Source organism: Streptomyces sp. MK37H, assembly GCF_018035285.1.
GTDB lineage: Bacteria > Actinomycetota > Actinomycetes > Streptomycetales > Streptomycetaceae > Streptomyces > Streptomyces endocoffeicus.
Window position 1 is genome coordinate 1 of the sequence record NZ_JAAAYH010000820.1, and the last position, 1,605, is coordinate 1,605.

Annotated in this window: 1 protein-coding gene; it reads right to left on the reverse strand. The window is 67.0% G+C overall.

Annotated features, from left to right (window positions below; all coding sequences use genetic code 11):
• Positions 1–9: 9 nt before the first annotated feature.
• Complete coding sequence (locus GWI24_RS44180; protein ID WP_210951633.1) at positions 10–1,422, reverse strand: acyltransferase; 1,413 nt, start codon at positions 1,420–1,422, stop codon at positions 10–12.
• Positions 1,423–1,605: the final 183 nt, after the last annotated feature.

Below are 1,605 nucleotides of genomic sequence, written 5' to 3' on the forward strand. Positions count from 1 at the left end.
GAACGAGGCTTAGCCGGCCGCGACGAACGTCAGCGGAAATGCCTGGCCGGAATCCGCGTAACGGTGGAACCGCCCGACCCAGGACGGCTCCTGAAGGGCCTGGACCTGGGTGCGGGGCAGCGCGATGTGCACATCGCGGCCGCCGCCCTGGTCGGCCGGGGTCGGCGCGATATGCACGGTCCAGGGAATGGGGATGGGGGAGAAGTCGTACCAGAAGGGGGCGCCCTGCCCGAAGTCGATGCGATAGAAGGGCAGCTTCGACCAGTTGTTGATCGCGATGGTGTTGTCGAACGCGTCCAGGCCCATGGTGGTCATGACCCGCTTGAGGCGTCCCGCGTCGCGTTCGGCGCACAGGAACGCCGCTTCCTCGCGGATTCGCTCCTCCGTGTTCTCGGCATAGCCCGCGCGGATCGCCGCGGCGATCTCGCCGAGCGGGCGGGAGCGCAGTTCGGCGGCGGTCATTCCGGGCCGGGTGTTGGTGACGGCGTTGCCCCAGTAGTCATCCGGTACGGCCGCGCCGACGAACGAACGGAAGTCGGCGATGAGGCCGAGTCTTTCCTCGCTCGTATCGGGACGGTCCCGCAATGCGCCGAGCACTTTCCACAGATGGGCGGTGAGCGCGTCATTGGTCGACACCCATCGATCCGTGCCCGCGAGGTCGGCCATCGCGGCGTCCTTCATGGCGGTCAGCTCGGCGGTGGTGAAGCGGGTGGTCACCGTCGTCACACTGCCGAGGCTGCCGCGCAGGGCGCGGCCCACGAAGGCGGTCTTCTGGCCGCGCCCGGTGACCGTGAGATGGGCGCCGCCCGTAAGGCCGCCTGTAAGGGTGTCACCGGAGGCCGAGGCGCCGAGCGCGTCGATGACCCCGCGGTCATGGTTGGGCTTGGCGTATCCGAGGCCCCGGTGCTCGTGCGACCAGGCCTCCAGGAAACTCATATAGCTGGACCCGTCACCCACGGCGTGGTTCATCGTGAGGCCCAGGATGGAGCCGCCGCCTTTCATATGGGTGAGCTTCACCGTGAAAAGCGGTGTATCGCGGTCGACCACCCAGAACGGCATGGCGTGACTGAGATAGCGATCCAGTCCCTTTTTCGCCGTGCGGCGGGGTCCGTAGTCCGGCATGGGCACGGATGCCTGTGCCTCGACGAAGCGCACACCCGAGTCGTCGCAGAGCACGCTGAGACCGCCGTCGGGGTCCTTCTTCATACGGCCCGAAAGGACGGGGAAGTTACGCAGCGTCCGGCCGAGGGAGGCGCGCAGCGCCTCGCCGTCGAGCGTCTCCCGGTAGAAAAAGGCGCGGGGCGTATAGACCGTGCCGATGAGCATGTCGTAGACGCTCAGCCGTATGCGGTCACCGCTCGCCTCTCCGGCACACACGGTGAACGATCGCTTGGCGCCGCTCTCGGTGGCGGAAGCCGTCATACTCACACGCTCTTTCGTTGGGCCCAAACGCGCTGTCACGTCGACGCGTTGACCGTAACTTCCGACGCGTTGACCGCAACCCTCGAGGCGTTGACCGTAACCCCCGGGGCGCGAGCGGCCTCATGAAGTGGAACCGGGTTTAGGGAATTCCCCAACTTCCGTTCGGCCTCGATCTTTCCCGGG